8 protein-coding genes are annotated in these 7,854 nt (G+C 39.7%); all 8 read left to right on the forward strand.

Going from position 1 to position 7,854, the window contains the following annotated elements:
- Positions 1–24: 24 nt before the first annotated feature.
- The 8 genes from V7266_RS27790 to V7266_RS27825 all read left to right on the forward strand — a co-directional run bounded on the left by V7266_RS27790 (position 25) and on the right by V7266_RS27825 (position 7,610).
- A complete protein-coding gene (locus V7266_RS27790; protein ID WP_335472455.1) occupies positions 25–765 on the forward strand; it encodes a DUF2161 domain-containing phosphodiesterase in 741 nt (246 codons plus the stop codon).
- A 32-nt stretch (positions 766–797) separates the two neighbouring features.
- Positions 798–1,721: a ribokinase gene (gene rbsK, locus V7266_RS27795; protein WP_335472456.1), complete on the forward strand. Its 924-nt coding sequence runs from the start codon at positions 798–800 to the stop codon at positions 1,719–1,721.
- Positions 1,722–1,808: 87 nt separating this feature from the next.
- Entirely contained in the window at positions 1,809–2,033 is a 225-nt protein-coding gene (locus V7266_RS27800) for an RQC domain-containing protein (protein ID WP_335472457.1), read from the forward strand.
- 58 nt (positions 2,034–2,091) lie between these two features.
- Entirely contained in the window at positions 2,092–2,397 is a 306-nt protein-coding gene (locus V7266_RS27805) for a hypothetical protein (protein ID WP_335472458.1), read from the forward strand.
- Between the two features lie 291 nt (positions 2,398–2,688).
- Positions 2,689–3,819 carry a glucose-1-phosphate adenylyltransferase gene (locus tag V7266_RS27810; protein WP_335472459.1) on the forward strand — a complete coding sequence of 377 codons (1,131 nt, stop codon included), beginning with the start codon at positions 2,689–2,691 and terminating at the stop codon, positions 3,817–3,819.
- 30 nt (positions 3,820–3,849) lie between these two features.
- A complete protein-coding gene (locus V7266_RS27815) occupies positions 3,850–4,881 on the forward strand; it encodes a sugar phosphate nucleotidyltransferase (RefSeq protein WP_335472460.1) in 1,032 nt (343 codons plus the stop codon).
- A 6-nt stretch (positions 4,882–4,887) separates the two neighbouring features.
- Positions 4,888–6,339, forward strand: coding sequence for a glycogen synthase GlgA (gene glgA, locus V7266_RS27820; RefSeq protein ID WP_335472461.1), 1,452 nt, complete (start codon positions 4,888–4,890; stop codon positions 6,337–6,339).
- A gap of 146 nt (positions 6,340–6,485) precedes the next feature.
- Positions 6,486–7,610, forward strand: coding sequence for a lipase family alpha/beta hydrolase (locus V7266_RS27825; RefSeq protein ID WP_335472462.1), 1,125 nt, complete (start codon positions 6,486–6,488; stop codon positions 7,608–7,610).
- Positions 7,611–7,854 lie beyond the last annotated feature (244 nt).

A 7,854-nucleotide genomic window follows, 5' to 3' on the forward strand; every position in this document is an offset into this window, starting at 1 on the left:
GTTTGAATTGGATGGTGATGGCGTATGAACGAAAAAAAAAAGCTGCAAGAGTTGGATTTGTATAAACCAATTCAGACTTATTTTGTAAAGGAAGGTTATGAGGTTTACGGAGAGGTCAAAGATTGTGATATCGTTGCTGTTAAGGACGAGGAACTAGTTGTCATTGAATTGAAGCTTACCTTAAGTGTTGATTTGCTCGTACAGGCTGCCAAACGACAACGCATAACAGATCAAGTATATATTGCCATTCCAAAACCAAAGTATCGCTTAAATTCACGACGATGGGCTGAAAAATGCCATTTAATAAGAACGCTGGAGTTGGGTTTAATTGTGGTTTCAAACCCATTAAAACGGGCGAAGACAGAAGTAGTCTTTCACCCAACACCGTTCGATCGTCGTAAAAGCATGGGGAGAAGCAAATTACGAAGAGAATCGGTTTTGAAGGAAATCAATGGTCGAAGTGCGGATTTTAATGTTGGCGGAAGCAGTCGGACCAAAATCATGACAGCTTATAAAGAGAATTGCATCCAAATTGCTTGTTACCTGCGGCATTTTGGGCCGTTATCCCCAAAAAACTTAATTCAGTTGGGAAGCGGAGACAAAACTTCCTCCATCCTCGTTAAAAACTATTATGGCTGGTTTGAAAGAATCAAGAGAGGCACCTATTGTCTCACTGAGAAGGGCGCTAATGAAATAAAGGAATTTCCTGATCTTTTGAATTTTCACATGACTAGTGTAAGGAAGCAGGAAGGCAATCCCGATTGAAAAAGTTTTATCCAAAAAAGGCGGGTTTTAAAATGAGTAAAATCGTTGTCATCGGAAGTATGAATATGGATATTGTGAATCACGTTGAAAACCATCCACAACCGGGTGAGACCATCAAAGGGTGGGGGACTGCCTATCATCCCGGTGGAAAAGGTGCTAATCAAGCAGTTGCTGCTGCCCGCTCAGGAGGACAAGTGATCATGGCTGGAGCGGTTGGAACGGATACATTTTCCGGAAAACTTGTAAGCACGCTTCAGGAGGAAGGCATCAACACCGATTTTATCTTGGAAAAGGACGGTACATCTGGGATTGCTTTCATCACCGTTGATTCATCCGGAGAGAATACTATTATATTATCAGAGGGATCAAACGGAAAATTCATGCCGGATGACCTGGAGCCGATCTGCCGAATGATGGAGAGTGGCGATGTCATTTTACTTCAAAATGAAATCCCCTGGCAAACCACAGAATATGCCATTCAAACAGCGTATAGCAAAGGAGTGCGCGTGATCTTAAATCCTGCACCAGCGGTTAAAGTGCCAAAAGAACTGTTTCCATTCGTTGATATGCTGATTTTAAATGAAACCGAAGTGGAAGCCATCACGGATAAACCAGTCAAAGATATCGATCAAGCGCGAAATGCAGCAAGCCAACTAAATGAATGGAATATAAAAGAGGTCATCATTACGCTCGGAAAAAATGGGGCCATTTATCGTAATCAGAACGGATTGGAATTGGTTACTCCTTCCTTTTCGGTAAATGCGAAGGATACGACCGCCGCAGGTGATACTTTTATAGGTGCTTTAGCTGCAGAACGCGTTTTGGGACATCCTATCCAAGATTGCCTTCGATATGCCACTGCAGCCGCCGCTTTGTCGGTAACGGTCCAAGGTGCTCAAAATTCCATCCCCACTCGGGAAAAGATTTTATCATTCTTAAAATCGATGGAAAAGTAGTCAGGTAGAAAATAAATCGAAAGTAAAATTTCTTAGTGGCGAAATAATATTAGTGGAAATAATTGAGATTTTATTAAGGGGTACTATATGGCAAAAAAAGAAAACCAAATTGGCTATAATCTTGATGCAAATGGAATAAAGTCTCTGCCTATTGATGAAATTAAAACGATTTTGCGTGGAGCAGATGATTTAATAATGAGAGGAGGGCGAACCTTACTTGCCAAAATTTTGGGAGGTTCGAAAGATAAAAAGGTATTAGAACTTAATTTAAATAAAAGTCCAGTATATGGAGCATTCAAGGCGTCAAATTAAAAAGAGATCCTTGCAAAAATTGATTGGATGATCCTGCATCAATATATAGCAATCAAATATGATTACAAACTTCAAACTTCCTCTTCTTGTCTTTACGGATAAAGGTTGGGAGATTGAGCGTGATATCTATGCCAATGAACTAATGGAGAAGCTTTTGGATGCTGCTATTAATCGACAATATGAATTTGTGGAAACCATGAAAGATAGAAACCGTGGGATGATTCTTTTATTATTAGATAAAATTGCAGATTCACGGAATAAAGAATTTCTAGTGATTTTAATGGAATGGCAAATGATTGAATATAAAAACGTCCGAAACAGACTCAAGGAAGTTAAAGATGTGTTGGAAAATAGCAACCCATAATTTTACATTTCCCCTTAAATAACAGGTAAGGAAGCAGAAGAACCGTCCCCATGCTTCTGAATGGAAGGGTTTAAAAGCATTAGATTGGGTATTACACAATTACATAGGTAGCTATAAGAAGTAGAAAGTCGGTGTTCCTGTGCTATGGAGGTTCTGGTTTGGTGGATAATACGGAAATGAAAACGCTTGCAACTTCTTTTTGCAACCAGTCCTGTTATTTGGAACTCACCATCCCGCCTTTTGGAATCTCTATCTTACGGCTTGTGAAAACAAGAAAGGGGAGTAAAAGTAATGAGACAGAAAAAAAAGTGCGTAGCCATGTTACTGGCAGGCGGACAAGGCACCCGTCTCAATTCATTGACGAAAGATAAAGCCAAACCGGCTGTTTCCTTTGGGGGAAAATATCGAATCATTGATTTTCCTTTAAGCAACTGTACAAACTCTGGAATTGATACAGTAGGTGTATTAACTCAGTATTTGCCCCTGGTGTTACACTCCTATATCGGGATCGGCAGTGCGTGGGATTTAGATCATATGAATGGCGGCGTAACCGTATTGCCTCCATACTCGGAAACTTCCGGTCTGAGGTGGTACAGAGGTACGGCAAACGCTATTTACCAGAATTTGAATTATCTAGAACAATACAATCCAGAATACGTGATCATTCTTTCCGGTGACCATATTTACAAAATGAATTACACTGAAATGCTTCGTTATCATATGGAAAAGGATGCGGATGTTTCCATATCGGTCATAGAGGTCCCTTGGGAGGAAGCAAACCGGTTTGGAATTATGAATACAAATGAGAATTTAGAGATTATTGAATTCGAGGAAAAACCGAAATCTCCCAAGAATAATTTAGCCTCAATGGGGATTTACATCTTTAAATGGCCGGTTTTAAAAGTGTTTCTAGAAATGGATGAACAAAATCCTGAATCAACCAATGATTTTGGTAAAGATCTTATTCCTTTGTTACTCCAAGAAAATAAAAAGGTGGTAGCGTATCCATTCAAGGGGTACTGGAAAGATGTTGGGACCGTTAGCAGCTTGTGGGAAGCCAATATGGATCTTCTCAATGATGAGACAGAACTTGATCTTTATGACCGAGATTGGAGAATATACTCTGCCAATCCCAACCGGCCGCCCCAGTATATTTCCCCCATAGCACAAATAGAAGAGTCATTGATTAATGAGGGCTGTACGGTAGAAGGAATCATCCATCATTCTGTCTTATTCCAGGGCGTAACCGTAGAAGAAGGCAGTCAGATTTTCGATTCTGTTATCATGCCGGACGCCCGTGTAGGAAAAAATACGCTGATTGAAAGAGCAATTATTGCCCCAGGAACCGTAGTCGAAGATCATGCAGTCATTCGTCCATCCAATGAGGAGGATGTGATCTTGTTTGCAGGAGAAGAATCATAATAAGACCCAAAGAGGAGAAAGGAAGATACTATGCCATGTTCAATGCTTGGAATCATCAATGCCACCACTGAGTTTGACACATTTCAAACGTTAACTGCGGAACGTTCTTTAGCCTCTCTTCCGTTTGCAGGCCGATATCGATTAATTGATTTTATGTTATCCAATATGGTGAATTCAGGGATTACGAATGTGGCTGTTTTCACCGGCCAAGAGATCCGGTCGCTGATGGATCATTTAGGATCAGGCAAACAATGGGGCTTGGACAGAAAGCGTGACGGTCTGTTTTTGTTTTCACCTGATGGCAATGCTAGCAACGAGATCTTTGGCTCCTTTGCCCATTTGGCAAGAAATATGACTTATTTCTTACGTAGTAAGCAAAAGTTTGTAGTGATTACCAATTGCTATACCATCGGAGTACTTGACTTTTGTAAGATTTTAGATCGGCACCTGGAAACAGGAGCGGATATTACGGAGGTTGTTCATAATGGAAGATCTTTAGAGACATACATTTTGAGCAAAGAGGTATTGCTCTCTCTGTTTGAACAATACAGGAATCATGGTTATTACAGTATTTTAGATGTCGTGTATGATAAACGCCATCAATTTCAAATTAATCGGTATGACTGGACTGGCTATATCGCCATCATTGATTCTCTCAACGGTTATTATCAAAATAGCTTAGATATCCTGAAGCCATCCATATGGAAACAGGTGTTTACTACGAACGATCCCATCTTTACTAAGGTAAAAGATGAGCCGCCAACACGCTATAAAAAGGGATCAAAGGTCACGAACTCGATGATTGCAAATGGGTGCATCATTGAAGGAGAAGTAGAGAACAGCATTATATTTCGTGCCGTTAAAATTGGAAAGGGTTCGATTGTGCGTAACTCTATTATTCTGCAAAAGTGTCAGATTGAAGAAAATTGTATACTTGATGGAGTCATTTTAGATAAAGATGTCGTTATTGGGAATGAGATCCAAATGAAAGGGACAGCTGAGTCGCCATATGTAGTAGACAAAGGCACCGTGAGAAAAGGTACCGTACAAAAGGGGCGTTAATCATTCATGAAAGTTTTATTTGCCGTATCGGAGTGCGTCCCGTTTGTGAAAACAGGCGGCCTTGCTGATGTAGCGGGTGCACTTCCTAAAGCGTTAAAAGATCTTGGGACAGACGTGCGAGTTATTTTACCTAATTACGGTTTGATTCCTGAAAAGTTTAAAAAATCCTTTCAGTTTCACAAAGAGATGAATGTGCAGGTTGGATGGCGGAATCAATACTGCGGTATTTTTAAACTTGAGCAAGACGGGATTACCTATTATTTTATTGATAATGAATATTATTTTTATCGGGATTCCTTATATGGTCATTACGATGATGGTGAACGATTCTCTTTTTTCTGTAAGGCCGTTCTAGAGTGTATTCCACATTTAGATTTTATTCCTGATGTGATCCATTCACATGACTGGCACACAGGGATGGTCAATTTTTTATTTGACGCACAATATCGTCTCAATCCACTCTATAGAGACATTAAAACCGTATTTACGATTCATAATTTGCAATTCCAAGGGATTTTCCCTTATACCGTAATGAGTGATCTATTAGGATTAAGTCATCCATATTTTAACAGCGAGCAACTAGAGTTTTATGGCGATGTTAGTTTTATGAAAGGGGCAATTGTTGCTTCAGACATCGTGACGACGGTCAGCCCGACCTATAAAGAGGAAATTCAATATCCTTATTTTGGCGAAAGACTTGACGGGCTCCTGCGAAGGCATAGAAATAAGCTGATAGGAATTGTCAATGGGATAGACGATACGGTCTATCATCCAAAAGGAGATCGTGATCTTGCCATTTCATATGATATCGATTCGTTAGAAGGCAAAGCGAAAAATAAGCAAGAACTACAGTACTATTTTGGTTTACCAGAAAAGAAAAACACGCCAATTATGGCGATGGTCACACGCTTAACCAATCAAAAAGGCTTGGATTTAGTTCTCCATGTATTCCGGGATATGATCAAGGAGGATGTTCAATTTATCGTTCTTGGGTCAGGTGATCCCTATTATGAAACCTTCTTTAACCAAATGGAACAAGAGTATCCCGACAAGGTAGGGGTATATATCGGTTTTAATGAAGCATTGGCACATCAAATCTATGCAGGAGCTGATTTGTTTTTAATGCCTTCTCAGTTTGAACCATGTGGGTTAGGACAGCTAATTGCCTTACAGTATGGTACCATTCCCATTGTCAGAGAAACAGGCGGTTTGAACGATACGGTTCAATCCTACCATGAGTTTGAAGGTACGGGCAACGGCTTTACTTTTAAAAATTTCAATGCGCATGATATGCTTTATACCCTTAGAAGGGCCCTTCATTTTTATCAGCAAAAAGAAAGTTGGAGTCAATTGGTACAAACAGCAATGAGTGAAGATTATAGCTGGCGGCAATCTGCAAAGAAATACAACGAGATTTATGAGGAGCTGCTGCTTAATTCACAAAGCGAGAGAAGGTAATGCCAATTAAAAGGAGAACACATTTCGATTTCAAGCGAGTGTGTTCTTCTTTTATTCCTGAAGCATAATAGTCAGTGGTTACCCAAATACATATAAATAGAAGAGAAACCGTTTTTACATTTTTGGGAAGTATGGAGGGAGTTTCTATGACGATACCTACAATTATCATACCGGGTATTCAAGGTACCAAGCTTGTTAATACAAACACACTGGATTTCGATACCATCTGGTCCGTTACACAAAGTAAATATGAAACCATCTATGACCTGCTTTTAATGCAGGACAATCGTTTTGAAGTCAACCCTAAGTCGATCATCGAACGGGGGGATGTGGAGGATGTGGCCTATCGGGAAATCGTTCACGTTCTTGAACGAAAAACCAAGCAGCCCGTTTATATATTTGGGTATGATTGGAGGCAATCCTCTCTTGAAACGGCCAAACGTTTAGCCTATTTTGTTGAATATCTAAAGGAAAAACTTTCTGTAAAAAAGTTTAACTTTATCGCCCATAGCTTGGGGGGAATGGTGCTAAGCAGCTATTTGAAGACGCTTCAAGGAAATTATGATTCCATTGACCATTGTATTTTTGCTGTAAGTCCTTTTAGAGGTACCATCCAGGCACTTATTGCCTTAACTGTGGGTGAGGGAGGAATTCGCTTTCCGTTGTTTAATTCGAGTGATGAATTCCGAAAAATTGCCCGTACCTTCCCTTCCGTTTTTGAGTTGTGTCCTACCTATCAAAATGCGCTTCTATTCGAAGATGGAACTGATTTTGATATTTTTAACCCGGATCATTGGCAAACCAATATCGGCGATGATGACTGGGGGATGTTCTTGAATCGAGTCAGTCTTATGAAAGCCTTTTGGGACCGTCAAAATCCAGCCATGTTGGATTTACGGAACCTTCCTCTTGAGGTAAGGAAAAGGTTCCTCATTTTAATGGGTAGGGGAGTAAAAACAAAGAATAAAGTCATCGTCCAACCAGAAAGTCCTGATGGAAGGGTAAAGAATTTTTTTAACTTTGATTCACTAGATTCTGAAGGGGATGGCGATGGGGCTGTTTCGGTTGAAAGTGCGTCTACTTATAAAAATGATATTTTGACGCTTGGGATCAAGAAGAAATGGACGGATTTTTCCTTGCACGCTCTTTTCTTGAATGATGGAAGAGTCCAAACAACCATTACCCGATTTTTATTGAATCAAACGTCCGATCATGCCAATGGATCAGCATGGTGGACAGTCATTGATGACTCTGTCACACAGGTAAAGTAGACACAAGGTTATGGAATTTATTCCATATTTTAATCATGAAAATGTATTAGAAAGCAGCTGTCAAATTTTGTGGCAGCTTTTTATTATAAGAGTTGGAGTATTTTGTTATTCATTATGATCCTTCCATTTTGAAAGAATAAGATGCTCCCTTCAAACAAAACATCCTGAATTACCAAAGATCTACTTTTCAAAAGAACTTTTCTAGTAATAGGGTTTATGATAAACTAACAAAGTCTATAAATAC

This window comes from Neobacillus drentensis (assembly GCF_036965645.1).
GTDB lineage: Bacteria > Bacillota > Bacilli > Bacillales > Cytobacillaceae > Neobacillus > Neobacillus drentensis_D.